This window comes from Pseudoduganella umbonata, from assembly GCF_014192225.1.
Lineage (GTDB): Bacteria > Pseudomonadota > Gammaproteobacteria > Burkholderiales > Burkholderiaceae_D > Rugamonas > Rugamonas umbonata.
Genome location: NZ_JACHXS010000010.1, coordinates 112,324 through 138,647 on the forward strand (window position 1 = coordinate 112,324; position 26,324 = coordinate 138,647).

At 62.0% G+C, this 26,324-nt stretch carries 25 protein-coding genes; 6 read left to right on the forward strand and 19 right to left on the reverse strand.

The window, feature by feature from the left end; genetic code table 11:
* The first annotated feature begins 20 nt into the window (after window positions 1-20).
* Window positions 21-626 carry a TetR/AcrR family transcriptional regulator gene (locus FHS02_RS22985; RefSeq protein WP_137315612.1) on the forward strand — a complete coding sequence of 202 codons (606 nt, stop codon included), beginning with the start codon at window positions 21-23 and terminating at the stop codon, window positions 624-626.
* On the opposite strand, the gene FHS02_RS22990 is transcribed toward FHS02_RS22985, so the two are convergent.
* Window positions 611-1,711 carry a WD40/YVTN/BNR-like repeat-containing protein gene (locus tag FHS02_RS22990; protein ID WP_137315611.1) on the reverse strand — a complete coding sequence of 367 codons (1,101 nt, stop codon included), beginning with the start codon at window positions 1,709-1,711 and terminating at the stop codon, window positions 611-613. The two genes, FHS02_RS22985 and FHS02_RS22990, sit on opposite strands and share 16 nt — an antisense overlap.
* A 1-nt stretch (window position 1,712) precedes the next feature.
* Window positions 1,713-1,982: a MoaD/ThiS family protein gene (locus FHS02_RS22995; RefSeq protein WP_137315610.1), complete on the reverse strand. Its 270-nt coding sequence runs from the start codon at window positions 1,980-1,982 to the stop codon at window positions 1,713-1,715.
* A gap of 97 nt (window positions 1,983-2,079) precedes the next feature.
* Here FHS02_RS22995 and FHS02_RS23000 point away from each other — a divergent pair, with 97 nt between their 5' ends.
* Entirely contained in the window at window positions 2,080-2,394 is a 315-nt protein-coding gene (locus FHS02_RS23000; RefSeq protein ID WP_137315609.1) for a hypothetical protein, read from the forward strand.
* Between the two features lie 142 nt (window positions 2,395-2,536).
* Here FHS02_RS23000 and FHS02_RS23005 read toward each other — a convergent pair whose 3' ends face one another.
* The 17 genes from FHS02_RS23005 to FHS02_RS23085 all read right to left on the reverse strand — a co-directional run bounded on the left by FHS02_RS23005 (window position 2,537) and on the right by FHS02_RS23085 (window position 23,526).
* Complete coding sequence (locus FHS02_RS23005) at window positions 2,537-2,863, reverse strand: 2Fe-2S iron-sulfur cluster-binding protein (protein WP_137315608.1); 327 nt, start codon at window positions 2,861-2,863, stop codon at window positions 2,537-2,539.
* The gene (locus FHS02_RS23010; protein ID WP_137315607.1) at window positions 2,863-4,311 is read right to left on the reverse strand and encodes a lipopolysaccharide biosynthesis protein; all 1,449 of its coding nucleotides are present in this window, start codon (window positions 4,309-4,311) and stop codon (window positions 2,863-2,865) included. The genes FHS02_RS23005 and FHS02_RS23010 overlap by 1 nt, the downstream gene beginning before the upstream one ends.
* 16 nt (window positions 4,312-4,327) lie before the next feature.
* Window positions 4,328-5,344, reverse strand: a complete 1,017-nt coding sequence (locus FHS02_RS23015) for a polysaccharide deacetylase family protein (RefSeq protein WP_229422302.1) — start codon at window positions 5,342-5,344, stop codon at window positions 4,328-4,330.
* Window positions 5,331-6,665, reverse strand: coding sequence for a putative O-glycosylation ligase, exosortase A system-associated (locus FHS02_RS23020; RefSeq protein ID WP_137315606.1), 1,335 nt, complete (start codon window positions 6,663-6,665; stop codon window positions 5,331-5,333). Before FHS02_RS23020 ends, FHS02_RS23015 begins: the two co-directional genes overlap by 14 nt.
* Complete coding sequence (locus FHS02_RS23025; RefSeq protein ID WP_229422301.1) at window positions 6,662-8,068, reverse strand: phenylacetate--CoA ligase family protein; 1,407 nt, start codon at window positions 8,066-8,068, stop codon at window positions 6,662-6,664. The genes FHS02_RS23020 and FHS02_RS23025 overlap by 4 nt, the downstream gene beginning before the upstream one ends.
* Entirely contained in the window at window positions 8,065-9,171 is a 1,107-nt protein-coding gene (locus FHS02_RS23030) for a glycosyltransferase family 4 protein (RefSeq protein WP_137315605.1), read from the reverse strand. The genes FHS02_RS23025 and FHS02_RS23030 overlap by 4 nt, the downstream gene beginning before the upstream one ends.
* On the reverse strand, window positions 9,168-10,394 hold the full coding sequence (locus FHS02_RS23035; protein ID WP_137317604.1) for a TIGR04063 family PEP-CTERM/XrtA system glycosyltransferase: 1,227 nt from the start codon (window positions 10,392-10,394) through the stop codon (window positions 9,168-9,170). Before FHS02_RS23035 ends, FHS02_RS23030 begins: the two co-directional genes overlap by 4 nt.
* A 40-nt stretch (window positions 10,395-10,434) precedes the next feature.
* Window positions 10,435-12,330 (reverse strand): XrtA/PEP-CTERM system amidotransferase, encoded by a 1,896-nt coding sequence (locus FHS02_RS23040; protein ID WP_137315604.1) that lies wholly within the window; start codon window positions 12,328-12,330, stop codon window positions 10,435-10,437.
* A complete protein-coding gene (locus FHS02_RS23045) occupies window positions 12,318-13,595 on the reverse strand; it encodes a TIGR03088 family PEP-CTERM/XrtA system glycosyltransferase (RefSeq protein WP_229422300.1) in 1,278 nt (425 codons plus the stop codon). Before FHS02_RS23045 ends, FHS02_RS23040 begins: the two co-directional genes overlap by 13 nt.
* Entirely contained in the window at window positions 13,498-15,051 is a 1,554-nt protein-coding gene (xrtA, locus tag FHS02_RS23050; protein ID WP_137315603.1) for an exosortase A, read from the reverse strand. Before xrtA ends, FHS02_RS23045 begins: the two co-directional genes overlap by 98 nt.
* Entirely contained in the window at window positions 15,048-16,310 is a 1,263-nt protein-coding gene (locus FHS02_RS23055) for a TIGR03087 family PEP-CTERM/XrtA system glycosyltransferase (protein WP_137315602.1), read from the reverse strand. Before FHS02_RS23055 ends, xrtA begins: the two co-directional genes overlap by 4 nt.
* Window positions 16,311-16,314: 4 nt before the next feature.
* Window positions 16,315-17,472 (reverse strand): FemAB family XrtA/PEP-CTERM system-associated protein, encoded by a 1,158-nt coding sequence (locus tag FHS02_RS23060; RefSeq protein ID WP_137315601.1) that lies wholly within the window; start codon window positions 17,470-17,472, stop codon window positions 16,315-16,317.
* On the reverse strand, window positions 17,469-18,353 hold the full coding sequence (locus FHS02_RS23065; protein ID WP_137315600.1) for an XrtA system polysaccharide deacetylase: 885 nt from the start codon (window positions 18,351-18,353) through the stop codon (window positions 17,469-17,471). Before FHS02_RS23065 ends, FHS02_RS23060 begins: the two co-directional genes overlap by 4 nt.
* Before the next feature lie 106 nt (window positions 18,354-18,459).
* Window positions 18,460-19,479, reverse strand: coding sequence for an XrtA/PEP-CTERM system-associated ATPase (locus FHS02_RS23070; protein ID WP_137315599.1), 1,020 nt, complete (start codon window positions 19,477-19,479; stop codon window positions 18,460-18,462).
* A gap of 17 nt (window positions 19,480-19,496) precedes the next feature.
* Window positions 19,497-21,032 (reverse strand): TIGR03016 family PEP-CTERM system-associated outer membrane protein, encoded by a 1,536-nt coding sequence (locus FHS02_RS23075; protein ID WP_137315598.1) that lies wholly within the window; start codon window positions 21,030-21,032, stop codon window positions 19,497-19,499.
* Window positions 21,025-21,972 (reverse strand): XrtA-associated tyrosine autokinase, encoded by a 948-nt coding sequence (locus tag FHS02_RS23080; RefSeq protein WP_371861427.1) that lies wholly within the window; start codon window positions 21,970-21,972, stop codon window positions 21,025-21,027. The genes FHS02_RS23075 and FHS02_RS23080 overlap by 8 nt, the downstream gene beginning before the upstream one ends.
* A 24-nt stretch (window positions 21,973-21,996) precedes the next feature.
* The gene (locus FHS02_RS23085) at window positions 21,997-23,526 is read right to left on the reverse strand and encodes an XrtA system polysaccharide chain length determinant (protein ID WP_137315597.1); all 1,530 of its coding nucleotides are present in this window, start codon (window positions 23,524-23,526) and stop codon (window positions 21,997-21,999) included.
* 288 nt (window positions 23,527-23,814) lie between these two features.
* On the opposite strand from FHS02_RS23085, the gene FHS02_RS23090 reads away from it, so the two are divergent.
* The 4 genes from FHS02_RS23090 (at window position 23,815) to FHS02_RS23105 (ending at window position 26,321) form a co-directional block, all read left to right on the forward strand.
* The gene (locus FHS02_RS23090; RefSeq protein WP_229422299.1) at window positions 23,815-24,567 is read left to right on the forward strand and encodes a S1 family peptidase; all 753 of its coding nucleotides are present in this window, start codon (window positions 23,815-23,817) and stop codon (window positions 24,565-24,567) included.
* Between the two features lie 138 nt (window positions 24,568-24,705).
* Window positions 24,706-25,344, forward strand: coding sequence for an XrtA/PEP-CTERM system exopolysaccharide export protein (locus tag FHS02_RS23095; protein ID WP_137315596.1), 639 nt, complete (start codon window positions 24,706-24,708; stop codon window positions 25,342-25,344).
* Between the two features lie 177 nt (window positions 25,345-25,521).
* On the forward strand, window positions 25,522-26,088 hold the full coding sequence (locus tag FHS02_RS23100; RefSeq protein ID WP_137315595.1) for a hypothetical protein: 567 nt from the start codon (window positions 25,522-25,524) through the stop codon (window positions 26,086-26,088).
* Window positions 26,088-26,321, forward strand: a complete 234-nt coding sequence (locus tag FHS02_RS23105; RefSeq protein ID WP_137315594.1) for a hypothetical protein — start codon at window positions 26,088-26,090, stop codon at window positions 26,319-26,321. Before FHS02_RS23100 ends, FHS02_RS23105 begins: the two co-directional genes overlap by 1 nt.
* The last annotated feature ends 3 nt before the right edge of the window (window positions 26,322-26,324 follow it).

Genomic DNA, 26,324 nt, shown 5'->3' on the forward strand with positions numbered 1-26,324 from the left:
ACCCGGTGTAGAATATTGGCATGACGACTTCCCGCCTTACCGACCGCAAGCGTGCCGCCATCGTGCAGGCGGCGATTGCCGAATTCCGTGCCCATGGCTTCGATGCCACGTCGATGGACCGTATCGCCGCGACGGCCGGCGTATCGAAACGTACCGTCTACAATCACTTCCCCAGCAAGGACGACCTGTTCGCCCAGATCCTCGAAGAATTGTGGGATTGCAGCGTCGCCGCCAGCCCGGCGTTGTATGGCGCCGATCGGCCACTGCGAACGCAACTGCTGGAGTTGCTGCGCCAGAAGGTGGCCCTGCTGCGCGATCCGTATTTCCTCGACCTGGCCCGCGTAGCGATTGCCGAAGCGATCCATACGCCCGAGCGGGCACGCAGCATGGTGGCGAAACTGGCGGAAAAGGAAGAAGGCGCCGCCGCGCTGTTGCGCGCCGCCCAGGCGGACGGCAAGCTGAAAGCGGGCGATCCGGCCTTCATGGCCAATGTGCTGCAGGGACAGCTGAAGACGTTTGCGTTCTGGCCCCAGGTGGCGATGGGCCAGCCCGGGCTGGGTGAGGCACAGGAGGCCGCCGTCGTCGAGACGGCCGTCGACATGTTCCTGTGCTATTGGGGCGTGTGAGCGGCGAACCGCGTCGCATAGACGGGCGGCAGGTGGGCCGATACCGTTTGCCAGGTGCTGCCCGCATCGCCGGAAATCCACAGGCCGCCGGTCGTTGACCCCATCAGCAAGGTGGCGCCATCGCTTGCCACCGCCAGCCCATGCCGGTAGACGAGATCGTAGCAATCGCGTTGCGGCAGGCCATCGCGCTGCGTGTCGAACGTGGCACCACCGTCGCGCGTGCGGTTGACGGCCAGCGCTGCGCCAACGGGCACCCGCTGCTGGTCGGCGATGGCGGGGACGAACCATGCGGTGCCCCCATCGGCCGGATGCGCTGCGACGGCGAACCCGAACGACGACGCCGGTGCCGCCACCTCTTCCCAATGCATGCCATTGTCGATCGAGCGCCAGATGCCGCTGTGGTGCTGGCACCACAGGACGTCCGGCATGCCGGCGCAGCGGACGATGCGGTGCGGATCCTGCGCCGCGCCGTCGTGGACCAGTTCTGGCGGCATATAGCGTGCCGCCATGCCCTGGGTGCGCAGTGCCCACGTGTTGCCGCCATCGTTCGTCACCCACGCGCCGCCGCACGAAACGCCGACCAGCACGCTATTGCTGTCGCGCGGATCGACGCAGATGCTGTGGATGCCCGGCGTGTCATAGCCACCGCCGAACCATCCCGACCGGCCGGGAACGTTCCACAACGATTCGACCAGTTGCCAGCTGTTGCCGCGGTCGGCAGAGCGGAACAGGCCACCGGGCAAGGTGCCGGCCCACAATACCCCGGGCTGGTCCGGGCCGCCCGCTTCCAGTGACCAGATCTGCTTCAAGGTCCAGTCGGTCTTGTCGTCGCTGCCGTCCGGCTTCGGCGGATACACGGGCACGGCGACCTCCGTCCACTCCGTGCCGCCGGCGTCGCGCCGGTGCAGCTTGGCGCCGAAGTGGCCCAGGTTCAGCGCTGCATAGGTGGCGCCGTCACGCCCGTCGTGCAAGACGATCGATACCGGATCGCCAGGGAAGTGCGGCGCGGACAATCGCCATGCGCCCTCCTCCTTCATCAGTTCAAACAGTCCCTTGCGGGTAGCGATGAATGCTTGCGCCGTCATGTCAACCTCCGGAAAGTGCCTGCAGGATGTGGATGGTGGAATCGGGCCGGAGCGGGTCATCCAGCAAGGCACGGTCGCGGCAGCGCTGGCCGTCGATGAAGGCGACCACGTTGGCGCGCAGCCGGCCCTGGTCGTCCAGTACGTAGCCGCCCAGGCGCGGATCGGCGGCGGCCAGTTCATCGAGTGCCGTTCGTAACGTCGCCGCGTGCGTGACCAGCTGCGGCACTGGCATGAAGCGCGCCAGTTGTTGTGTGAAGATGATGAGCGCCATGGGAATCGCCTCCGGGTGCAGCGATTCTAGCGCGGTTGCCGGACGTGTTGGCCTACAATGAATCACTGACGGACGGAATGCAACACGGGAGCTGCCAATGTCGATTACCCAGCAGGAACTGGAAACCCTGATGCAGGAAGTGGAGCACGAAGACCCGATCGATTTCGCCGACCTCCCCTTCGACGAAAAGGATTTGCGGGGCATCGTTGCCAGCCATCTTTGCGAGATGGCTGGCAAGATGGAGTCGTTCAGCGAAGCGGATCGCGAGATGACGCTGCTGGCCGTCTCCGCCAAGCTGGTGCTGGAAAACCTGGTGCTGCACGTGCAACTGCTGCGGCGCAATGGCCAGCCGCTGAACGAGCAGACCGAGGCACTGCTGGCCCGGCTGCGCAATGGTGGCAGCGCGGGCTGACGTCAACGCATCATGCCGGCGGCGCAGCGGGGAAATCGGGCTTTCCAGCCATTTCAAGCCAGCATCGGGACGATTCTGATCGAATCATCCAGCGAATCCCTGATGCGGGATGCCAGGACCAGGACCAGGACCAGGACCAGGACTAGGGCTGGGGCTGGGGCTGGGGCTGGGGCTGGGGCTGCGGCAACCTGCGCGCGGCCGGGGCGATCAGCGTGATGTCGCCTTCCGCCACCGCCACGCACGGCAGCACATCGTGCGCCTGCCGCTCGTCGAACGACAGGCCGGGCCATTCGACGAGGTAGCGCACCGGACCGCCGTCGCTGCCGCACAGGCAGGTACGGCACGTGCCGTTGCGGCATGAGCTGGGCAGCTTGATGCCGGCGCGTTCCGCGGCACGCAGCAGGGTTTCGCCTTCTTCCGCATCGAACGCGAATTCCTTCGGCAGGATGCGAACCCGGCAGGTTCCCATCACGCCACCTGCCGCTTCCGCCGCAGCATGCCCCAGACTTCGACGACGGCGGTACGATTGAGCAGGCAGCTCGCCGCCACGTAGCCGGCAGCCCCTGCTGCGACCTGGATTGCCAGCGCGATGCGGCGGTCCGCTACCTGGTCCAGCATGCCGTGGATCGCTGTGACGGCGCCGCACATGGCGGCGCCGGACAGCATTGCCGGCAGCATGCGCATCGCCACTTCGCCCATCGTCAGGCCGATCACGCCCAGCATGCGATGCATGTTGATCAGCAGGACGACGGGATATACCAGTGCCCAGGCCATGGCGACGCCGAAGATGCCCCAGTGCGTGCCGGCATAGAAGGCGAGCGGCATCACCGTACAGGCGACGATACCGTTCTGCAGCGCGATGCCGGGCCGGCCGACCGCATCGGTGACTGCCGGCAGGAACTGCACCACGGTACGGAACGGCATGATCAGCGCCAGCACCTGCAGCGGCAGGATCGCCTCTTCCCAATGTTTGCCGAGAAAGACCAGCACGATGTCGCTGGCGGTTGCCGCCATGCCCCACAGGATCGGAAACGCGACCAGCGATACCAGTTCGAACGCCTTCAGCAACTGGCGACCGATCGCGGCGCGATCGTTCTGGTAGCGCGCCAGTGCGGGAAACGCGACCTGGTTCAGGATGCCGGACACCCGTTGCACCGGCAGGCTGGCCAGGTGCAGCGCAACCGAATACACCCCCAGGATCTCGCCGCCCAGCGTGCGGCCGATGATCACCGTATCGGCCTGCGTGAAGAAGAACCACAGGAAGCGCGAGGCCGACACCTTGCCGCCGAACGCGAGCAGTGACCGCATGCCCTGCCACGAGAACAGCGGCAGGTGCGGGAACGGAGCGACGATAACAACCGCAACCGTGCGGTAGAGTGCCGCGACGATGATGCCCAATGCCAGCGACCACACGCCCATGCCCCACCACGCCAGCGCGAGCGTGACGAAGGCGGTAAGCACCGATTGCGACAGGTCCAGCAGCGAGCGGGCACGGAAATTCAGGCCGCGCTGCAGCAGCACTTCGGATACCAGGCCGAACGGCGCCAGTACGAATTGCAGCGACATCAGCCGGATCAGGTTGGCCAGGTTCGGCTCGGAGAAGAAATGCTCTGCGAGCGGCGCGCACGCCACCAATAGAACGACCACGACGAAATTGACGAGCATGAACAGGCCGTAAGCCTGGCGCAGCTTTTGGGTGGACACTTCCTTGGCCTGCACCAGCGCGGGCGCCAGGCCCATCTCGACGAACATCGCGCACCACGCGAGGAACACGGAAGCCATTGCCATCAGGCCGTAGTCGGCCGGTACCAGCATGCGCATCACGATGATCGTGATAACCCAGCTGATAATCTGGCTGGCGAACTTGGCGCCGGCGACCCATTTGAGTCCGTGCAGGACGTCCTTCTTCAATGACATGCTAGGGTGTTCCTTGTTACGCCAGCTGTGCGCTCGTGGTCAGGTTGCGTGCCATGCGCAGGACGAAGCGCAACCGGCTCCTGTCCCATGGCGTGAAGCGGGGTAGCTGGAACAGGTCCGGCCGACCGCGGCTGGCGCCCCATGACGTCGACACGGCACCCTCGAAACGCAGTTCGCGTGCCATCGCGACGTGGCGCGCTTCGTAGTCCTCGCCGGGCTTGCCGTTCGGGTAGGCGAACAGCGAAACGCTGGCACCGATCATGTCTTCCAGCGCCAGCTTGCCCTGCGCAATTTCCTCGCGCGCCTCATGGTCGGCCAGGCGCGCCAGGATCGGATGGTTGACCGTGTGCGCGCCGATGCCCATGCCGGCCGCGTGCAGTTTGCGTACCTGGGCGGTCGTCATCATCAGGTCTTCCGGCAAGGCCACACCGGCCAGCGCCACCAGCCGGTCGACCTGGCGCTGACGTTCGGCCATCGGCAGATATTTCAGTTGCCCGATCAACGCGGGAATGGCCTGCCGGCGCTCGGCTGGCGTATGCAGGGGATGCTTACCAAGATCCAGTGGCGTGGCATCGAGTATTCCCTCCGGCGCGCGCCGCACCAATTCGTACACGCTGTCGTTCCACATTCGTCCGCCGTTCAGGAATCCGGTGGCGACGAAGAAAGTGGCATGCAGCCCGTGGCGCTGCAGGATCGGCAGCGCCACCTCGGCATTGTCGGCGTAGCCATCGTCGAATGTGATCGCCGCTGCGCGCGGCGGCAGCGTGCCATCCCTGGAACGCCGCACCGCTTCCAGCAGGGGCAACACGTTGAAGTGCGACTTCAGCATGCCGATCTGGGCCGAAAATTCGGCGGCATCGACCTCGCTGGGAAACAGCGGATCCTTGTGCGGAAGCACGCGGTGGTAGATCAGGATCGACAGGCCATGCCGGCCGCCGGGCGACAGGAGCGACAGCAGGCTTTTTTCCAGCAGCGGCGCAGGGGTGGCATGCGTGGCGGTAGCGGCAGCCATGCCGTATTCAGGCTGTTTCATGACGAAGCTCTTCTTCTGGGGCCGTTTCATCCGGCGGGTCGGGTTCGGGCGCAAGGGGATTGACGAGCGGTTTCGGTACCAGCACATTGCGCTCGCGCTCGACGATCAGGCGGGTCGCAGCCATGGCCGCCATCAGGTAATACGGCACGTCGAAGTAGGCGAGACTGAGGAACGCGCCGCCGACCGCGAAGCCCAGCAGGCTGACCTGGACCATGCGCGCCAGGTTGCCGGCCCATGCCAGTTCGGCGAACGGGGCGGAACGGCTGATGATGCGCGAGCCGGTCAGCCATGTCAGGATGCCGAGCGTCAGGTAAATCGCCAATCCGCCCCAGCCATGTTCGCCCAGTACCTGGAAATAAATGCTGTGCGCGGCATGAACGTCTTCGGGGATCGGCGCATATAGCTGGAACACGTAGGAATCGTAGATCTCGAAGCCGCCGCCCAGGGGCCGATCATTGGCCAGATGGAAGGCCATCCACCATGCGTTGATGCGGCCCATTGCAGACATGTCCTGTTCGTATTCGTCGATCGTGTCGATGCGTTCGTGCCACTGCTCGGGCATGAACACCATTGCGACAGGTACGCATAGGACCATCAGCGTGCCAAGCATTGCCTTGTTGCGGCTCTTCAGCCACAGGAATGCCAGCATCGCCACCATCGCGATCGCCGCGCCGCGCGAATACGAAGCGATCGACGCCAGCGCGCACAGCAGCATCGACGCGATCATCGCCCGCTTCGCCCACTTGTGCGTGACCAGCGTGTACAGGTAAAGCATCAGCGGGATCGTCATCACCAGCGCCAGTGCGATTTCATTGTTGCCGTCGATGAAAGTGCCGATCGGGCCCCAGACACGGTACTGCCCGCCGCTGCGCAGCGTGAAGATGCCGCCCTTGACGCCATAGAAACCAATGGAGATCACGACGGTCCAGATCAGCCATTCGACATGCTTGCGCTTGCGCAGCAGCATCATGACCACGATCGTCATGCCCATGATCTTCAGTACCTTGATCAATTGCGGCATGATCTGGTCCGGATGGATCGCGAATGCGGCCGTCAGGCACATATAGGCGATGAAGAGCAGGAACGTAACGGTAACGGGCGTTAGCGGATAACGGTATTTGCGGTGAGCGTTGGTGGCCATTGCGGCCACTGTCGTCACCGCGATGATGGCGGCAAACGGAAATTCGCGCGCGAAGCCCCATCCTTGCGTATGCGGATTCATCACGCTGATCCAGATCCACATCACCATGCCGAGCGACGGGCGCTTGAAGATATACGGCAACGAGCCGAACACCAGCAGTGTGATGACGAAGTCCCTCATGCGGCGACGCTCCCGGCACTGACCTTGCTGACCACATAGCGGAATTTGCCCGATTTCTCTGGAGCTATCTCGGTAACGTGCTGGACTTCGACAGTGACACCGGCACCGAGACGGGACTTGAAGCCACGCTCGATCTGGCGTTGCAGCTGGTCGAACGCCTGGGCCTCGATGGGCGTGGCCAGGACGACGTGGACGCGCGTCAGGTCCAGGCTTTCCTGCATGATCTTGAACGCTTGCACTTGCGGCAGATCGCGCAGGATGTAGACCAGGGCAAGTCCATGCATCACGGTTCCATCCTGCGCGACGAGGAAATCGGTGCTGCGGCCCTGGATCTCCTGCAGCAGCGGCAAGCCGCGCCCGCAGCCGCACTGCTGGGTACCCAGCACGCCAATGTCGCCGGTGCGGTAACGGATGAATGGAAAGTCGCCAGTGGCGAGATGCGTGACGACGATCTCGCCGGCCTCCCCACGGGGCACCGGATTGCCGTCGACGCCGAGGATCTCGACGATGATGTCCTCGGCGGTGATGTGCATACCGCCTTCCGGGCATTGGTGGGCGATGAAGCCGGCGTCGCGGCCACCGTAGCCGTTCGCGACCGGGCAACCAAAGGTGCTGGAGATTTGCGCGCGCTGTTCCTCGTACAGCCGTTCGGAAGTGACAAAGGCGACACGAATGCCCAGGTCGTCCATGCGCTGTCCCTTGGCACAGGCATGCCGCGCGATGTGCGACAGCGCCGACGGATAACCGAACAGCATGCGCGGCTTGTGGGCACGGATGCGTGCCACGAAACCGTCGAGCTTGGCCGCCGACATTTCAAATGCCGGCAGCAGGTGCGTACGCAGCAGCAGGTCGCGCAGCGCACGCACGCGGTCCTGCGCACCCAGCTCGATCGGCGAGCCCCATACGACGATTTCCGGATCGCCGATGTCGACGTTCCACCAGCGCGTGGCACGCCATTTGGCCGCCACGTCATGGCTGACGCGCTCCTTGCCGATGTAGAAGATCAGCGGCTCGCCGCTGGAGCCGCCGGTATTGAACCGGGCCAGCCCCACTGCATCGATGGCCTTCAATCGGTCGACATTGGTCCGGATGACAGTCTTGTCCATCAACGGCAGCCGGGCCAGGTCGTCCAGGCTGCGTACGTCGCACACGGGATCGAAGCCCATCTGTTCGAACAGGTCGCGGAAGTAAGGCACCTTGGAGCCGGCCCGCACCAGCAGACGGCGCAGGCGTTGCAGCTGCAGGTCACGCAGCCGCTCTTCCGGCCAATACTGCGATTCCTCGAGTTGCTTGCGCACCGCTACGCTGCGGTGCTGCTTGACGCGCTCGTGCAGCGGAAAGATCAGGTTCGCGACAAGCGCCGTATAGGGCGCCGGCCGATAGCGCGCATTCTGCATGTTCATGACTGGCTCAACGCGGTGGTGCGGGCGCGGGCGGCACGCACATTTTGATAGACGGCAAGCAGGCGCGGACGCACACTCGCCCACGTGTAGGACTGCACTTGCCGCAGGCCCGCTTCGCGCAGCGAAGCTGCCAGCGCGGGCTCGGCCGCCAGGCGCAGCACGGCGGCCGCCATCGCCTCGGGCGCTTGCGGCGGCACCAGCAAAGCTGTACGGCCGTCTTCGACAAGATACGGCACGCCACCGACGTTGGTGCTGACCACGGGCACGCCGCAGGCCAGCGATTCGAGCACGGAATTGGGCATGTTGTCGACCAGGCTTGGGTTCAGCATCACATCCGTATTCTGGTACAGGGCTGCCATGGCCGCGTTGTCGACGCGACCGGTGAAGGTAACGGCTTGCGTGATGCCCAGTTCCGCAGCCAGCCGTTCCAGTTGCTCACGCTGTGGTCCGGAACCGGCAACGACCAGCGTGGCATCCGGATGGCGTTCACGCACCAGGGCGAGGGCACGCAAGGCGGACGCGTTGTCGTAGATCGGTTCCAGGTTGCGGGCAACCAGCAGACGCAGGCCGGCACCGCTCTGCGCCTCGGCAGCCGATGAGAAACGGTCGAGATTGACGATGTTCGGCACCACCTGCGTGGCGAGACCGTACTTGCCGAACACGGCCTCCAGGAAACCCGACGGCACGATGACGGCATCCGCGCGCTCCAGGCTCGGGGCGATCCACCGGTGTGCGCGGGCGAGGAAATCATCGGCTTCGCCACCCCGGTAATTGACGACGACCGGCGTGCCGCGCAGACGGGCGATCCAGATCGCCGGCGCTGCAAACAAATGCCACGACCAGCCGGAATTGGCCATCACGTGAAATACCTGCACGCTGCCGGCAGTGCGCCACAAACATGCCAGATAGGGGAGTAGCCGTGCAACTGCACGCAGGCCTTTGATGCGCCCGATCCATGCCGGCTGATATGGCGCATTGACCTGCACGGTCGTGACCTCGATCCCTTCGCTTCGCAACAATGCGGCCAGTTGCAAGGTCTGGTTCGCCATGCCGCCGGAGGGTGGCGGCAGCGGTCCGACGAGACCGATCGACAGCGGTGTCATTTGCGCTCTCCCGTCACCAGCTTGCCATATACCTTCCGGTAACGTGCCACGCTGGCCGCCCAGTTGCGCTCACTCTCGACAAAGCGCCTCCCCTGTTGCTTCAATGCCGGCCACTGTTCCGGCGCAGCCAGCAATGCCAGCACGCGCTTCGCCAGCGCCGCGGCATCCCCGGCCGCGAACAGCACGCCGGTGCGGCCATCCTCGATCAATTCGCGGTGGCCACCCACGTCCGACGCGGCGAGCAGCCGGCCCTGCGCCATCGCTTCCAGCGGTTTGAGAGGGGTAACGAGATCCGTCAGCCGCATCTTCAGCCGCGGATAACACAGCACGTCCACCAGGTTGTAGTAGCGCTGCACTTCCGTGTGCGGCACCCGTCCCGTGAAGATCACCTGTGCCCCAATGCCGAGGACGTCGGCTTGTGTCCTCAGCGCAGCATCCTGCGGGCCGCCGCCGACCAGCAGCACGCGCAATTCGGGACGTTGCGCCAGCATTGCCGGCACGGCATCGAGCAGCACGTTCAAGCCTTCGTATGCATAGAACGACCCAATAAAGCCCAGCACGGTTTTTCCATCCAGGCCCAGCTCGCGCGCGAGCACCTCGTCGCGCGTGCCGCTCACCGAAAAATCGCCGATATCGACCGCGTTCGGGATCACTTCGACCTTTTGCGCGGGGATACCGCGGCCAACGATCTCGTTACGCAAGCCCTCGCAGATCGTGGTCGCCGCATCGACGCGCTTCAGCGCCCATGTCTCCATTGCGCGCGTGAGGCGATAACGCATGCCCCATTCCTTGCTGGTTCCATGGTCGACAGCCGCATCTTCCCAGAAAGCACGAATTTCATACACGACGGGGATGCCCAATTTACGGCCGACGAGCAATGCGGCGACCGCGTTCAGTGCCGGCGAATGGGCGTGCAGGATATCCGGCTTCACGTCCAGTGCCACCTGCAGCAGCCGGGCGGCCAGGCGGTCGATCACGGCCAGCTGGTTCAGCACCGGCATGCGCGACAGCATGCCATGGGCTGGCTCGGTACGAAAGAAGCGCAAGCCGTCCACGGTTTCGTGCGTGTCACCATTGCCGCCGTTCGCCGCTGCGTGTTTCGGGCTGGTGATATGGTGCGTGTCCCAACCCAGGGCACGCTGCTCCTGCAGGATCGAGCGGGTGCGGAAGGTGTAGCCGCTGTGCAGGGGGATCGAATGATCCAGCACATGCAGGATCTTCAACGGCCGCGCGGCGATACTGTCAATGTCGGAGGTGCCCATGTTATGCCTGCATTTCTTTTCTCAGGAAGGCTTCGAACATCAACAGCGTCCAGATCGGCGCGCTGTAGTCGCGGCGGCCGGACTGGTGATGCTCCACCATCTCGGTCAGGAAGGCGGTATTGAACATGCCGGTGGCAGCGAGGTTCGGTCCCAGCAGCGAGCTACGTACGCGTTCGCGCAGCGGGCCACGGAACCAGGCTGCCAGCGGCACCGCAAAGCCCTGCTTGCGACGGTACAGGATATCGTGTGGCAGGTACTTTTCCATGCTTTTCTTGAAGATGTACTTCCCTTCGCTGCCTTTCAGCTTCATATCCGACGGCAGGCCGGAAATCCATTCGACCAGCTGGTGGTCCAGCAGTGGCACGCGCACCTCGAGCGCGTGGGCCATGCTGGCGCGGTCCACCTTCGTCAGGATGTCTCCTGGCAGGTAGGTTTTCATGTCCAGATACTGGATCAGCGACAGCGGGTCGTCGGTCGGCGAATTGTTCGCGTGACCTCGCATCACGTCGATCGCCCGATAGCCCTGCAGGCCGGTGCGGAACGAGTGGGAAAACAGTTGGGCGCGCATCGCATCGGTCATGATCGACACGCCGTGGAAATAGCCTTCCACCAGGTCGCGCGACAGCGACTCGAACGTGCTCTTGGCACGGAACACGCGCGGTGCCCAGTCGGCCTTCGGATAATAGCGGCCCAGTGTGCCGAACAGCGGCCGGCGCAATGCCGACGGGATTCGTCCCCTGACCCGTTCTTCCGCCATCGTGTAGCGGTAGCGGCGGTAGCCGGCCAGGTTTTCGTCGCCGCCGTCGCCGGACAGCGCTACCGTTACTCGCTGGCGCGCCAGCTGGCACACGCGATAGGTGGGGATGGCCGAACTGTCGGCATATGGCTCGTCGTACAGGTCGGACAGGGTGTCGAGCAGGCCGAAGTCGTCGGTATCGACCGTTTGAACATGGTGGTTGGTGCGATACTGCTGCGCCACCTGCGCCGCGAATGCGGATTCGTCGAACGCCCGATCGCGAAAGCCGATCGAGCAGGTGTTGACGGGAGCGTTGTTGAGGCCCGCCATCATCGCCACCACGGCACTGGAATCGACGCCTCCCGACAGGAAAGCCCCCAGCGGCACTTCGGCCACCAGCTGGCTGCGCACCGAATCGCGCAGTCGTTCCACCAGCTCGCCCTGCGCGTCGCTTTCCGTCATTGCATGGTGCAACTTGAACGGAACGTCCCACCACCGTTGTGGCGTGGCCAGCGGCGCACCGACCTTCTGTACCAGCCGGAAACCCGGCGACAGCTTGAAGGCACCCTTGTAGATCGTCTTCGGCTCCGGCACGTAGCCGTAGGCGAAATAATCCTCGACAGCGCACGGGTCGATCTCGCGCGGCAGGCCGGGCAGCGAACGCAGCGCTTTCAGTTCGGAGCTGAACGCGAACAGCCCGTCCGGCAGCATCGTGTAAAACATCGGCTTGACACCCATGTGGTCACGCGCCAGGAACATCAATTGCTCATTGCGATCCCACAGGCCAAAAGCAAACATGCCGCGAAACCGTTCCACGCAAGCTTCGCCCCACTCCTCCCACGCGTGCACGATCACCTCGGTGTCGCTCTTCGTCCTGAATACGTGGCCCAGTGCCTTCAGCTCGGCCGTCAACTCGCGATAGTTGTAGATTTCGCCGTTGTAGCAAACCATGACGCTGCCATCTTCGTTGCCGAGCGGCTGCTGGCCCAGCGACAGGTCGATGACGGAAAGACGGCGGTGACCGAAGCCGACACCGGGTTCGCGATAGATGTCGCCCTCATCGGGCCCCCGGTGGAACTGGGTATCGTTCATCCGTCGCAGCAACGCTTCGTCGATGTCGCGCCGGCCCCGCGTATCCAGTATGCCCACTATTCCGCACATGATGTCACCGCCCCTCTTGTCTTGATCTTTCGTTCGCACAGGCTGTCGTACATGCCTTGGTAGGCAGCGACCATCGCCGTCATGCTGTATTTGCGGAGCACCCTTTCGCGGCCCGCGGAGCCGTGGCGCGCCGCCACTTCCGGCAATGCGGTGTATTGCTCGAGTGCCGCCGCCATCGCGCCCGGATCCGCAGGCGGCACGAGACTACCCGTGACGCCATCGTCCACCACTTCGGGTATGCCGCCTACACGCGTGCCGACCACCGGCAAACCGCTTGCCATCGCTTCGAGCGCGGAACCGGGTGTTCCCTCGGCGATCGATGACATGACGAACACGTTCAGGCAGCGCAGTATCTGTGCTACGTCCGTGCGTGCTCCCGGTAGCCAGACCGCATCCTGCAGTCCGAGCGCGGCGGCCTTGGCGCGGATCGAGTCCAGCAGCGGACCGTCGCCGACGATCGCCAGCCGCAGCGGTAGCTCTGGCCGCTGCTCGCGCAGCAGCGCAAAGGCATGCAGCAAGGTGGCATGATCCTTCACCGCTTGCACGCGGCCGACGGTGCCGATGACGACATGCTTCGGTTCAAATGGCCAACCCTGCGGACGCACCGGTTGATCGAGCGTGCGCGGGTGGAAGCGCTCGGCATCGATTCCGTTCGCGAGCATCCGGCTCTTGTGTGGGGGAACGCGGATCACGTCGCGGTTCCAGTTCTCCATTGCTGCCGAATTTGCATAGCAGCAATCGTAGAACGGCACCATCAGGCGGCGCAGCGCGTTGCGCTTGCGGTTGGTGCCGTGTGGATCGTCGTGATCCCGGCCGTGGGCACCGTTGATGCGCACCGGTACATTGGCAAGCAGCGCGGCCGGACCATACTCGACGGCGGACAGGTTGTACGAATGCAGCACTGCCGGCCGCAGTTCACGCAGCAGGCGCCACAGTGCCACATGCGTTCCAGGGGATTGACCAGGCTGCTTGTGCAGTGCATGGATGGTGACGTCGGCGCGGGTGATTTTCCTGGCGAAAGCCGGGTTGTAATCGGTCAGGCAGACAATCGCGTGCCGATATGCATTGGCTGGCATCCGGTTGATCCGCTCGACCAGCAGCGTTTCCAGGCCGCCAAAGTCGAGGCGGTAAATCAGATGGACAATGAGAGGTGCGTCGTTCATGGGTTCACTGTCGCGCGTTGGCCGCGAGCACGGCGTCGATCGAGGCGAGATGGGTTTGCAGGAAAGCGCGCAGCGCCGGGCGCGCGCTCGCAGGATCCTCATCGTATGGCGAGAATAGCATCAATACAGCGCCGTCATCACTGCCAGTCAGAAATTTTTGTTTCGTTTGCAACAATTTCCCTACGTAGTTGCTAGTGGTCGGACGGCCACCGATGTCGTACCACTGCCAAACGACGACGCGACCGCCAGGTCCCATCAGCGTGGTTTCCCGCATGACGAACGAACGGCCGGCGATGGTTTCCGCGCCGATCCCGACACCCGTCTCATGCCAGCCACTTCGCTGCGCCGTCAGCCTGTTGGTCGAGCTGATCAGCTTGCCACCATTGCCATCACGGTAGTACTTCAATACGAAGCCCACCGGCTGGTTACCGATCTGGTAGAAACGCCGCAGATTGGCGCTGGCCGGTGCAAAGTCGGGTTCCCAGTCAGTGAATGCTGGCACAGCAGGCGCCTTGGCGGCGAACGATGCCAGCGCGACCGCTGGCGGCATCGCGTTGCCGCGTTCGATATACCAGCCGTAGGCCGGCCACACACCGATACAAGCGGCAACGGCCAGCACTGCCACGCCCACACGCCCTGGCGACACCGACGGAAGTCGCTGCATGGTTTCTGCCGAAACGGCTACAGCGGCCGCATCCTCGCGCCAGAAACTGCCGAGCCAGAACAACAGCAGCATGACCAGGCCAAAGAATGCCCAGCCATAGATCAGGTGGTCGACGCCGACGGCCAGCGTCATGTTGCTGCTGTGGCCGATCATCACGATCATGTAGGCACGCAGTCCATTGGCCAGCACCGGCAGCGCCAGGGCGACGACGACGAATAGCAGGCGACGCCACGTCGACTGGTACGTCAGGTACGCGTACAGGCAACCCAATGTGACCGACGAAATGAGATAGCGCAGGCCACTGCAGGCTTCGACGACCGACCAGTTGCCGCTCGGGATGCTGAAGTTATTCCCTTCGCGTAGCACAGGAATGCCCGTCAGGCGCAAGGCGTCGACCGTGAAATTGGCCGTTATGCCGATCAGCGGTTCGATCAATCCTTCGCCAACCGGCACGCCGAACAGCAGGAATGCCAGCGGGAACGTCAGCGCGCGGGCGATAGCCTTGCCATAGACGGCCAGCACCGCCAGCGGGATCATCAAGGCAAATGCATACTGGCGCACCACCAGCACCTCACCCAGCACCGCCAGCAGCCAGCCGGCACCGCACAGCAGCAGTGCGGCCAGCGCAGGCCAGCACGGTCGCACCGGTAGCAAGGCCAATTGCGCACGTCGCCGCCAAACCAGCCACAGGGTAATCGGCACGATCACGAAGCCGTGCGCGAAGGTTTCGGAGCGTTCCCAAATCGACACGATCGACGCTGCCGTGTCGAGATAGGCGAGCAGTGGCAGCAGCACGGCCAAACCGGCGATCCACCATTGCGCCGTGGGCGGCGCATCCTTCACGGGTCGCGCAGTGGCCAGCCTGGCTTCTTCGGTGACGGTAATGGTATTCATGCCTGGTTCCATGTCGGTGAAGGAACGGCGGCCTGAAGGTGCGTGGTACCGGCAGGCTGCCGGGGTGCTTCCAGCAACGCATCGAGCGGTGCCAGCCTGGCATCCCAGCCATACGAAGCCTCGATGCGGGCGCGGGCGGCGCGGCCGAGTGCGGCCCGCAGCACACCGTCTGACAGCGCGGCAACAATCGTGTTCGCCACATCGGTGGCATGCTCGGCGAGCAGGACCTCGCTGCCTGCTGCGGCATCGATACCTTCCAGGGCCTGCGGACTGACAACGACGGCTTTCCCCATCGACATTGCCTCCAGCACCTTGTTCTGGATGCCCCGCGCCACGCGCAATGGCGCCACCGACAGCGCAGCGTGGGCGACATACGGCCGCACGTCAGGCACGGTACCGGTGACGGTCACGCCAGGCAGGTTCGCCAGCGCCTGCACTTCCGGTGCAGGCCGTGCGCCGACGATGAAAAACGACGTGTGCGGCATGCGGGCACGTAGCAGCGGCAGGACTTCATGCGCAAACCATTGAACGGCGTCTACGTTTGGCCAGTAATCCATCGCACCACAGAAGACCAGGGCGTTTTCTCCGGATGGATAGGGGTTTGCATGGACGGCATCCGGCGAAAAATAGACGGTATCGACACCGTTGCCAAACCAGCCAATGCGGCTTGCGCTTTCCGGTGCCAGGGTGCGGAACAGTGCTGCCTCGGGGGCTGAGACGAACAAAGCCGCATCGCTGTTTGCCGCCACCTCGCGCTCGTAACGCAGCAGGCGGTTCGCCTCGTAACCGTACAGCAGGCTGGCTGGCCATGATTTCTTGTCAGCGTAGGCACGCCATTTCTCGGAATCGACATCGCACAGGTCGACGACCCGGCGCACGCCGGGCACGTCATGCATGTATTGCGCCATCGGCGACGAGAACACCACGACGCGTTCGATGCCGGCATCGCGCATCGTGCGTTGCACCCAGGTGCGGGTGGACCGGTCGCTGTAATAGTCGAGGGAAAGCGCGCGATTAGCCAACAATGCGCGCAGACTGCGCAGTCGTGCGCGGGTAGGGTTCAGCGGCGCGAAATGGCTCGAGGCACACAACTGGCGCACGTTCGCCACGTATTGCCAGTCGTCCGGGTCGTCGACGAAGGTAGCCAAGTGCACCCGGTAGCGCGCAGCAAGATGCCGCAGCAGGTGCCACGAGCGGATCTTGTCCCCCTTATTCGGCGGATAGGGGATGCGATGCACCAGCAACAGCAGGTCTTCCACGGTGTTACCCCAGATCTTTGACGATGTACGGGCCCAGCGCATTGGCCAGCGGCAGTGGCAGTTTCTGCCACAGCTTGATGAACAGTCGATACTTTGGGTTCAGCGGATTTACATCGGGCAAGTCTTGAGAGACGATAAGCCGGTACTCATAAGGCAACGGCTGGGCTACGAAGCCCCAGTTCTTCTTGAAGTCATACGCACCGGTGCCACGCTTGCTGCGGCCAAAATCGAATAGGCGATAACCCTTTGCGGCGGAGGCCTGCATCAGGTTCCAATACATGAAGTCGTTTCCCGCGACATCGCGTGCGACCGGCATGCCGCCACCGTAGTACGGCAATACCTCGTCACGGAAGAAGAAGCTCAGCACCGCGGCGATCAGGCGCTTCTCCGTACCTTCGCCTTGGACGATGACGCGCACCTCGCAATCGTCACAAAATTCTTCCTTCAGCAACCGGAAATATTTTTTCGAGAACACCGGGGTTCCCAGGCGATGCACGCTGCTCGCATACGCCGTAAAGAATCGATCGACGTGCTCATCGACCTCGCCCGTCAAGCCCAGCTTGATGCCCTTGCGGACCATCGCGCGCTGCTTGCGCGGAATGGCGTTCATGTTGGCTTCATCGTCGCCACTGATCTCTTTACGGAACGTGACATACAGGTCCTTGCCCAGCCAGGCTGGATCGTTTGGATGAGCAGGTGCATAGTTGCGGTATTCGAGGTGACCCACATTCAATGATCTCGCGAGCTGAAGTGCCTCGGTGTCGAGTGCGGTGCGCGCCTCGCCGGTGCCTGCGGCCACGCCGCCGTAGACGCAAAACGGCAGCGCGATCAACGAGTGGCCGAACAGGCGGCTCTTGATCTGGGCCAGCGGCAGCACACCTTCGATCTGGCCGTCACGCTCGGCCAGGAGGAACCAGGTGCGATGGCCAAATGCTTCCTCGATCACACGCTGCCAACCAGCGCGATGAAAGAACGTGGCTTCCGGACAGGCTTGTACAAACGCATCCCAGCGCGCGCGGTCGGCACCATCTTCGCGCAGCAGGCGCACGGACAGCGGAGCGGATTGCGCGACTGGTTCGATCGTCTGCGGCGCGGCTGGTTCAGCGGGGCCGGCGGTACCTGCTTGCGCACGCTGCATGGCCTGTTCGATGATGGCGCTCATGCACGCTCCAGGAAGATGCGATCCATGCGGTCCCATTTGAAATCACGCGTCAACGCGCGGATCCGGCGGTCCATCCGCTCCAGATTGACGTAGTGTCTGAAGCGGCTCTTGGCCCCGACGCCGCCAATGCGTGGCTGGCCCGGATCGATCTCCCACGGGTGAAAATAAAAGATCGCCGGCTGTCCGTCCTTGTGGTTGACACGACGCATCAGGCGGCGCGACAGCGCATACGGTAACAAACGGAAATAACCACCGCCACCGGCGGGCAGGTTACGCTCCATCAGGCGCACGGTGGTGATCGGTACTTCCAGCAAACCATCCACGCCATTCGGGTAGAAAGCGAACCGGGGTGCGTCGGGCATGCCGTAGTGATCGTGCGCGATCGGGTAGATCGACGAACTGTAGCGGTAACCGGCTTCCTGTAATACTTCGAGCGCCCACAGGTTGGCGGGACCGATGGAGAAGCTGGGTGCGCGGTAGCCCTGCACCGGGACGCCACCAATGTCTTCCAGGATGGCTTTGCTGCGGGCCACGTCGTCCAGGAACTGTTCGCGCGTCTGGTCCGATGCGCGCAGATGCCCATAGCCATGGCTGGCCAGTTCGTGGCCACCGGCGACGATGCGTCGCACCATCGCGGGATAGCGCTCGGCAATCCAGCCAAGGGTGAAAAATGTTCCTCGAGCGCCGCCCTCTTCCAGAATCGCGAGGATACGCTCGATGTTGGCTTCAACGCGGCACTCCCGCGTTGGCCAACTGTCGCGCGCAATATGGTCGGCGAACGCGGACACCTGGAAGTAGTCCTCGACATCGATCGTCATCGCATTGCGCAGTGCAGCAGCGTCAGGCGCGGGCGCGTGTAATTGGCGTACGGGCGCGTTCATGGTAGCTCCTGGCGTTTTTCCTGCCAGCCAGCGACGAATGCGGCGATGTACGAACAGGCGTCAACAAGGCACGCGATACGATGGTTTTTTTCGCAATCGGTCATGTTCATTCATCCAAGGCTTGATTGACGCCGGCCGGCGTACTGACGATCCGCTTCAGGATCGACAGGACTGAGCCCATCGATCGTTCCAGCCGCAACATCCGCTCGTCCAGCACGGCCGGGTACTGGTTCGCGAATACGGCGCCTTCCGTATCGAGTCCAACCGAGCCTGCCATTGCTGCTGCACCTGGCTGTGTCCCTGCGGGAGGCTCGAATTCCTGCTGGATGTCGCGAATCACAGTGTCGACATCGGCGTCGGTGAAGGCATGCATCTCTTCCAGGAAGCCCATCAGCAACAGGCGGTCGCACAAGTGGTTGGTCTTGCGCGGTATGCCTCCTGTGAATTCGTAAATGGCCGCAAAGGCCGCCGGCGTGAAGGAAGGATCGCCTTTCCAGCCGACGGTGAGCAAGCGGTGCTCGATATAAGCCTGGGTTTCCAGCTCATCCATCGGTCCCAGGTGATAGGTCGCGATGACGCGCTGGCGCAGTTGCTGCATGCCGGGGTTATGCAGCGTTGCACGGAACTCTGGCTGGCCCAGCAGGAACGTCTGCAGCAATGGCTTATCGTCGGACTGAAAGTTCGACAGCATACGCAATTCTTCCACCACGCGGGGCGTCAGGTTCTGCGCTTCATCAACGACCAGCAGTGCCCGCTTGCCGGCCTGGTCGCAGCCGCGCAGGAAGCTCTCCAGGCGGGACAGCAGCGTGGTCTTGCTGGCGCTGTCCTCGAACGGCAAGCCGAACGCTGCCACCACGCCGCGCAGGATATCGTCGGCGTTGACGTGGGTATTGACGATGTGCGCGGCCACGATGCGATCCGATTCGATCTGGCGCAACAGGTTGCGCACCAGCGTGGTCTTGCCTGCGCCGACTTCGCCAGTAATCACAATGAATCCTTCGCCCTGTGCCAAACCGTATTCCAGGTAAGCCATCGCGCGCTTGTGCCCCTTGCTGCCGAAAAAGAAATGGGGGTCCGGGCGCAAGCGGAAGGGCTTGTCGGTGAGCCCGTAGTAACTCTCGTACATGGAAAGGTCTCGATCGGTCAGAAATTCATCGAAAGGGAGGCCGACACCGCGTTCTCCGCATAGGAGCTGTTCTGCAATGCCAGCCCGCCAGAGCTACGGCGCACTTCCAGACTGCCATTCAAGCGAGGCTCGAAGCTGTGTATCATGGACAGCCGGAACTGCCGGGTGTTCTCGCTGAGGTTGCCGCTGAGCGATTCGCTTCGGCTCGTGCTGGCAGTCAACGCGGCACTGGTGCGGGCACTGAGTTTGTAGCCGACGTTCAGCGACAAGCCCGTTTGATCGGTGTTGTCGTTCAGGTTTTGCTGGCTGCTGCCCAGCAGCGCGCTATCGTACTGCACCAGGGAAAGTGCCTCACGGCGCATCTTGAACAGCATGATCATGGTGGTGGTGCGCGCCGAGCGCATGGCCACCGACGCGTTGAACTGCCGCTGCAGCGTGTAGCGGTTACTGAAGTAGTTGACCGCATTCGGCAACGAGCGCGGCAGCCCCAAGGCGCGGATATACGCTTCGACGAACGCGGCGCGTTGCACCGGGTCGGGAAAATTCGCCTGGTACATCTGGCTCAGCATGGCAGCCGTATCGACGGACGAAGGCAGCACGAAGTTGCCACGACTGGTCGATACGTCATCGCTGTAATTGACGCTCCATACGGTGTTGCGGCTGCGGTGGGTCGCCGACAGGAAGTAACTGTTGCCATAGTAGCGGCGGCCAGCCGACATGCGTACGCTGGTCCGTAAGCTGGGTTCGTAGCCGAAGCCCAGTGACCAGGAAGCGCCTTTGGTCCCTTCGCCCATGCCTTCGTAATCAAACCTGTCGTAGCCGCCCGTTGCCGTCAGGCTGAATTGCCGGTTGAGCGAGTAACGCAGCGACGCCAGCGCAGTGCTGTTGATCGATTTCGGCGCAATGCCGTCCTCCAGGCTTTCACGATTCAGCTGCAGGCCCCAGCCGAGCGTCTTGAACGTCGGCCCGCTGTTAAGCGACAGATCGATCACGTCCGAGGTGCTCCGGCCGAAACCAACCAGGTCGCTGGAGACCAGGTCGTGCGTGTAGCGCAGCTGGGTCGTGGCAAAGCCACCGAACTGATGCACGATGAATGGCGACACGCGGTAGGAGCGCACCTCGGTCCGATTGGTATCGGAATACGCATTGTTATTGACGGGGCCGAACGCCGAGACCTGCGCCTGCGTGATGCCGGCTGTCGCGTCAAAAAACAGGAAATCCCGGATCAGGTCGCCTTTCGCGGTAGCGTTCAGGTTACTGTTGAGGCGATCGTTTCCCGTTGCGCGCTTGTTTGAATATGCGAATGCATTCAGGCGATATGACGCTGCCACCTGGAGCCGTGGCGTCTCGTTTGCGATCGTGACCCCAGGCGATACGGAAGTGATGAACTGACTCTGCTTTTCGTCGTCGTTGCGCAGTTGCGGATTGTCCGACCACGTTTCGCGCAATTCAACGCTTGGTTTGATCTGCCATGCCGCGCGCACTGCCGAGGGCAGCAGCGCAAGCAGCATCGCCGAGCCCAGCACGGCACAGCGGGTACGACGTTTAGCCATAGTGATAGTCGTACTTGCTCGACGTGTTCAGCTCGCGCGACTTGTTGTATACGAGGTTGACATTGCTGCAGCCTTCGAGCTGGTGCAGCGCTTCCTTGACCGCGTGCTGCGTTGTTTTCTCCGACTCGACAACAACCACGATCTGGCCCATGTGACTGGCGAGTACGTGCGCTTCGCTCGTCAGCAGCAGCGGCGGCGAATCGAAGATCACGATCCGGTCCGGATACCGATTGGCGATCTCATGCACCAGCGACTTCATCGCCTGGCTGGCCAGTAATTCGGTAGCACGTGGATTCGAGGTCCCTGCCGGCAGAATCGACAGTGTATTGACGTTGGTGCGCAGCATTACGTCGGACATGTCGAGATGATCGTCCAGCAGGATATCCATCAGGCCGCGCTGGGCCGGTAGTCCCAGCGTGCGCAGTACGGAAGGACGGGCCACGTCGGCATCGACAAGCAGCACGGTGTGATCAAGCTCCATCGCGATACTCATCGCCAGGTTGATCGACGTAAACGTCTTGCCCTCGCCCGGCAACGAGCTGGTAATCATGATGAGGTTGCCCGGGTTGGCATTGGGCTTGCGTGCGGCGAATGCGCGCTTGATCAATGGCCGCTTGATGATACGAAAATCCTCGACCAGATTGGTACGGCCGCCGGCTGCCGTGACGAGCCCTACCTCGTTCATCCGGGCCAGGTCCAGTTCGATCATGCGGGTCGGGCGGGGCAAAGGTTCTGGTGCCGCTGGCTCGGCGTTTGACAGCGCGACCGCGGGTCCCTGTGGCGGCGCCTCGACTTCTGGCAGGTCGGCTACTGCAACGTTCTGGCTGTCGGTCAACAGCTCAGGTGCGGGCGGCGCCATCTGCGTACGCACGTGGGCCAGCGGAACTGCCGGCGCTACGGGTTTGCCGATACGGTTCGCGGCTTTTTCAATGATGCTCACGTTGTAACCTGTGCTTTCCCCGGCTCAGGCTTGCCGGAAAAGGGTGAAGGCCAGTACTCCGCCATAGGCCGTAAACAGCGAAGCAACCGCGGCGGCGAAGGCATACAGGCGGCGGCGGCGGCGAACCTTCTGCTGGTCGGTCCAGTTCATGCCGATACTGCCCAGGATCGGCAAGCCCGTAACTTCGCGCAAATTGGTCTGGCTGAGGAAGGTCGGCCGGATCTGGCTCAGCAGCAGCGCGGTGCCGAGGCCAGCGACCAGTGCGCCCAGGAATACGAGCGAGTACAGGCGCGGCCGGTTTGGTCCAGCTGGCGCACTGGGCACCGACGGTGGATCGACAACTCGGAAGGTCAACATATCGGTGACCGACGAAAGGTCGCCCGACAGCTTGGCAGATTCGCGGCGTTGCACCAGCTTTTCGTAGTTATCCTTGTTCACCGCGTAGTCACGGTTCAGTTGCGCCAGCTGGGCTTCCACTTCCGGCGCCTGCGTACTCATGGATCGCATCTGCGCCAGGCGTGCCGAGTATTCACCCACCCGTGCCTTCAGGGATGCGATGCGTGCTTCCTCGACCGACAGCTGGACGTTCATTTGCTGCAGCATCGGGCTGTAGCTGGCGCCTGGATCGACTGCGCGGATCTTCTTGGCTTCTTCCTTCTTGCGTTGCTCAAGCTGGACAATCAAGCGCTTGGCCGCCACGATATCCGGATGTTCCTCGGTGAACTGCAGACGCAGCTGGTCGAGGTTCTTTTCCACTACCGAGATACGGCCATCGATCTCCGGATTCACGATCTCTCGTTCAGTCGTATCGGTGACCGGTGCCATGTCTTCGCCAGCCATCTGGCGCTTGATGGCGTTGCGTGCCTGTTCCGCCTCCAGCAGTTCCAGCCGGGCCTGGCTGATTTTTTCGCTCAGGTCGCCATATGCGGAAGCATAGTCGCCACCCTGGCGCGGCAGCAGACCCATGTGCCGAATCTTGAATTCCTTCAGCGCGTTTTCACCGGTAGCCAGCTTTTCCTCGTACATCTTGATCTGGTCATCGATGAACTGGATCGCTTTTTCCGATTCTTGTTTCTTGCCACCGAAACTGCCTTCAACAAAGATCGTCAGCAGTGATTGCACCACGTCCTTGCCCAGCTTCGGATTGGGGTTGTTATAGGAGATCGTGTAGATGTCGTCACGCTCGGTACCGATGATCTTGATCTGATTCATCAGCTCGTCAACGATCTTTTCGTGTTCCTGCGGTGTCTTGGCCGTGATGTCGAGATCGACCATCCGTAACACACGCTCGACGTTTGGTCGGCTGATCAGTGTGCGGCGCATGAACATCACTTGCTGTTCGGTATTCGGCAGTGTGGTCATACTAGCGAGCAACGGTTTCAGGATACTTTGCGTGTCTACGTAGACACGCGCCGATGCTTGATAATCATTCGGCAGCTTGAACACAACGGTCCACCCGACAACTGCAACCAGCCACGTGATCGCCACTGCATACCAGCGGTACTTGCCAATTGCTTTGAGGAAGCTCAAAAGCAGGGCCATCATTTCTGCCATCGTTAACTCGCTTTCAGCTAAGCCATTCAGGATGTTGCGCCACTTGAACCCAACCTGCAGGATGCCCTGAATATTGCTTAAATTACATCAATTACACTATCATACCGCAGAAATCATTGCCTGTTGATATTAATTTTTCTTTCCAACATGACATCCGATCGATCGTTGCAAACCGCTGACAAAACGTAAAAAAAGTTTTGTTTTTGCAACTAGTTATGTCACTGAAAGTTCATGCTTTTCTGCTATCCTCGACAGATGAACTCCGGATCCCGACTAATGTGCCGTGCCTTGATCGGCTTTCTCGCGGCCATGCTTGCGTTCGTATCGCCCGCCTACGCTGAACTAAAAGAAACAATTCCCACCATCAAGCCATCGGTAGTCGGGATCGGTACGCTGCTACGCACTCGCAGCCCGGCGATCGTATTTGTCGCTACCGGGTTTGCCGTTGGCGATGGTCTGTCCATCGTTACCAATGCCCATGCATTGCCCAATCTGGACGTAGAAAAAATGGAAACGTTGGGCATTGTCATCGGCGCAGGCGAAAAGCTCGACTTTCGTCCTGCAACGGTTGCCGCAATCGACCGCGAGCACGACCTTGCTCACTTGCGGCTGACGGGTACGCCGCTTCCTCCCCTGCGACTGGACAACAGCGGCAACGTCACCGAAGGTCAGTCCCTGGCGTTTACCGGGTTTCCACTCGGCATGAATCTGGGCCTGACACCCGTCACTCATCGGGCAATGTTGTCAGCCATAACGCCAATCGTGTTGCCATCCTTGAGTTCCCGCAGGCTTGATTCGCGTGCGATCAGCCAGCTGCAACGTCGTCCGTTCCAGATCCTGCAACTGGATGGCACTGCCTATCCAGGGAATAGCGGTAGTCCGGTCTACGATCCCGACAGCGGGATTGTTCATGGCGTGTTGAACATGACGTTTCTCAAGAACCAAAAAGAAAATGCCATCAGCCAGCCGAGCGGCATCTCCTATGCGATCCCTGTGCGCTACGTTCGGGAATTGTTGCAGGAAAAGGCTGCTGGGAAGTAAAAATTTGCACGACCGCTACCATCTCTCGTATAAAATAAGCAACACTAAATTTACACAATGAAAGTTACGAGCACGTAATATGCAATGGGTGGCGCAGGCCCTGCGGCACATACCACCATGTACCTTGCACGGCTCGTAATGACCAGACTGGAGAGTCCCGTGAAATACCAAACGCTGTTCAAATGGCTGGCAGCAGGCGCAATCATGCTGGGTGCCCTGGGCGGTTGCGCCAGTTCAGGGAATACGATGGTGGATGCCGGACCGGCGCCAGCCCCGGATTACCTGATCGGGCCAGGCGATAACGTCAGCATCATTGTGTGGCGCAATCCGGAAGTATCGCAAAGCGTGCCGGTGCGGCCTGACGGCAAGATCACGACTCCCCTGGTCGAAGATCTCGAAGCCAGCGGCAAGACCTCCACGGCACTCGCACGCGATATCGAAAAGGCCCTTGCCAAGTACATACAGCAACCGGTCGTTACCGTCATCGTCACCGGCTTCACGGGTACATACGGGGAGCAGATCCGCGTGATCGGGCAAGCCGCGCGGCCGCAAGCATTGCCGTACCGGCGCGACATGTCCCTGATGGACGTGCTGATCGCCGTCGGCGGCGTCACCGAGTTTGCAGCGGGGAACAAGGCCACGATCATTCGTAACGTCGAAGGAAAGCAACAACAATACCGTGTGCGCTTGAACGACCTGATCAAGGAAGGCGACATCTCGGCAAACGTTTCGATGCGTCCAGGGGACATCCTCGTGATTCCGGAAAGTTTCTTCTAAGTCTACTTGTCGAAAATCTTTACAGCGTCTGCGCCAGATCAATAGGAATCTTGATTTTTTTGCTTTAAGTCATTGATTTAAAAAGTCTGTACATGGAACGCGCGACCCAGGAATGATAATTGCTTACTATATTTGCAATATCTACCCGAATGTCCGACCACCCAGAAGGAAACCGACGTGGCCACCGAACAACAGCATGGCGAATCAGCTCCCGGCACGGCAGAATTGTCGTCCGAAGGCGCAGCGCGGCGCCGTTTCACCCGCGCTGGCGTTGCTGCCTCCGGCGTACTGCTTACACTGCACAGCCAGCCTGGGATGGCTGTCGAAGTATGTACCACACCGTCCGGCTCGCTCTCCGGCGGATTGCAAAGCTTCCGTGGGCCGCCGCCCACTTGTGCGGGCCGTTCGCCCGGCTACTGGAAAACACACAGCTGGCCCCGCGGGTGCGACAAGAATCAGCCATATACCCGTTTATTCAGTTGCAATAGCCTGAACGCGAAAACCTATGGCGCCACCAGCCAGTCTGCCATTCTCGAACCGAAGACTTGGGATCGAAACGGTATCGGCCGGCACCTGATTGCCTGCTACCTGAACGTGCAGGCAGGCTTGTCGTCGTTTCAAACCGTCCCCATGCTGCAGCGCATTTGGCTTGAATACCAAACCAAGGGCTACTACACGCCAACGGCCGGCGTGCGGTGGGATGGCAGGAAGATTGTCGAATACCTGCAGGGCACCATGTACTGATGGCTTCGTCGTGGCGACTCGTTCCCGGCCAGACCTTGCTGCATCGCGGCTGGGATGGCGCCTTTGTTCTGTACAACGATCTCTCCGGCGATACCCATCTGCTGGCGGACGAGGCTATGAGTCTTTTGCTGGCGCTGCGCAATGCCGAGATGACACCGGAAGAGCTGGCGGTACCGGAACTGACCGACCTGCTCACCTCGCTGTGCCGGCTCGACCTGATTGAACCCTGCTGAGCG

What these genes read in the sequence shown, in the direction of transcription:
- FHS02_RS22985 (WP_137315612.1), top strand. Translation starts at nt 21, where the DNA reads ATGACGACTTCCCGCCTTACCGACCGCAAGCGTGCCGCCATCGTGCAG.
- FHS02_RS22990 (WP_137315611.1), bottom strand. Translation starts at nt 1,711, where the DNA reads ATGACGGCGCAAGCATTCATCGCTACCCGCAAGGGACTGTTTGAACTG.
- FHS02_RS22995 (WP_137315610.1), bottom strand. Translation starts at nt 1,982, where the DNA reads ATGGCGCTCATCATCTTCACACAACAACTGGCGCGCTTCATGCCAGTG.
- FHS02_RS23000 (WP_137315609.1), top strand. Translation starts at nt 2,080, where the DNA reads ATGTCGATTACCCAGCAGGAACTGGAAACCCTGATGCAGGAAGTGGAG.
- FHS02_RS23005 (WP_137315608.1), bottom strand. Translation starts at nt 2,863, where the DNA reads ATGGGAACCTGCCGGGTTCGCATCCTGCCGAAGGAATTCGCGTTCGAT.
- FHS02_RS23010 (WP_137315607.1), bottom strand. Translation starts at nt 4,311, where the DNA reads ATGTCATTGAAGAAGGACGTCCTGCACGGACTCAAATGGGTCGCCGGC.
- FHS02_RS23015 (WP_229422302.1), bottom strand. Translation starts at nt 5,344, where the DNA reads ATGAAACAGCCTGAATACGGCATGGCTGCCGCTACCGCCACGCATGCC.
- FHS02_RS23020 (WP_137315606.1), bottom strand. Translation starts at nt 6,665, where the DNA reads ATGAGGGACTTCGTCATCACACTGCTGGTGTTCGGCTCGTTGCCGTAT.
- FHS02_RS23025 (WP_229422301.1), bottom strand. Translation starts at nt 8,068, where the DNA reads ATGAACATGCAGAATGCGCGCTATCGGCCGGCGCCCTATACGGCGCTT.
- FHS02_RS23030 (WP_137315605.1), bottom strand. Translation starts at nt 9,171, where the DNA reads ATGACACCGCTGTCGATCGGTCTCGTCGGACCGCTGCCGCCACCCTCC.
- FHS02_RS23040 (WP_137315604.1), bottom strand. Translation starts at nt 12,330, where the DNA reads ATGTGCGGAATAGTGGGCATACTGGATACGCGGGGCCGGCGCGACATC.
- FHS02_RS23045 (WP_229422300.1), bottom strand. Translation starts at nt 13,595, where the DNA reads ATGAGGATCCTGCGAGCGCGCGCCCGGCGCTGCGCGCTTTCCTGCAAA.
- xrtA (WP_137315603.1), bottom strand. Translation starts at nt 15,051, where the DNA reads ATGAATACCATTACCGTCACCGAAGAAGCCAGGCTGGCCACTGCGCGA.
- FHS02_RS23060 (WP_137315601.1), bottom strand. Translation starts at nt 17,472, where the DNA reads ATGAGCGCCATCATCGAACAGGCCATGCAGCGTGCGCAAGCAGGTACC.
- FHS02_RS23065 (WP_137315600.1), bottom strand. Translation starts at nt 18,353, where the DNA reads ATGAACGCGCCCGTACGCCAATTACACGCGCCCGCGCCTGACGCTGCT.
- FHS02_RS23070 (WP_137315599.1), bottom strand. Translation starts at nt 19,479, where the DNA reads ATGTACGAGAGTTACTACGGGCTCACCGACAAGCCCTTCCGCTTGCGC.
- FHS02_RS23075 (WP_137315598.1), bottom strand. Translation starts at nt 21,032, where the DNA reads ATGGCTAAACGTCGTACCCGCTGTGCCGTGCTGGGCTCGGCGATGCTG.
- FHS02_RS23085 (WP_137315597.1), bottom strand. Translation starts at nt 23,526, where the DNA reads ATGGCAGAAATGATGGCCCTGCTTTTGAGCTTCCTCAAAGCAATTGGC.
- FHS02_RS23095 (WP_137315596.1), top strand. Translation starts at nt 24,706, where the DNA reads ATGACCAGACTGGAGAGTCCCGTGAAATACCAAACGCTGTTCAAATGG.
- FHS02_RS23105 (WP_137315594.1), top strand. Translation starts at nt 26,088, where the DNA reads ATGGCTTCGTCGTGGCGACTCGTTCCCGGCCAGACCTTGCTGCATCGC.